The sequence below is a fragment of the Streptomyces sp. 8P21H-1 genome, assembly GCF_013302945.1.
This window is the reverse complement of the sequence record NZ_JABTYA010000030.1, coordinates 1-509: the sequence shown is the minus strand read 5'-3', so window position 1 is coordinate 509 and position 509 is coordinate 1. Positions and strand designations below refer to the sequence as shown.

The window sequence follows — 509 nt, the reverse complement described above, 5'->3', positions numbered from 1 at the left end:
CCCCCGCCGCCTCGTCCGCGCCACCGGCGTCGGCCGCCGTTCCGCAGGGCGCCGACCCGGACGGACCCGGCACCCTGCGCGAGGGCGACAGCGGTCCGGCGGTGAGCGACCTCCAGGAACGGCTGCTGCGCATCCCGGACGTGTACGACCGGGGGACACCCAGCGGCGTGTACGACGCCGCGCTGACGGCGGCGGTGGCGCGCTTCCAGCTCTGGTACGGCATCCGGGGGGACGAGACGGGAGTGTACGGCGACGACACCCGCAACGACCTCGAAGCCCGCACGGCCTCCTGACCCGCGTCCGCATCCACACCCGCGCCCGCACCGACCAGTCAGCCGGCGGCGGACCGGCCCACGAACTCCCAGCTCCCGTGGCCCACTCCGTACACGACGAACCCCGGCTCCACCCGCACGAACTCCGCCCCGTCCGGCGCGCGCACCGCCGAGCGCCCCGGCCCCGGCACGTGCACCTCGGCGGCCGACCCCACCGGCACCCGCACCGTGAGCCGG

1 protein-coding gene is annotated in these 509 nt (G+C 77.2%); it reads left to right on the top strand.

The annotated features are described in order from the left end of the window. On the top strand, positions 1–293 hold a 293-nt coding region (locus tag HO151_RS00730), incomplete at its 5' end, for a peptidoglycan-binding protein (RefSeq protein ID WP_173894204.1). Positions 294–509: the final 216 nt, after the last annotated feature.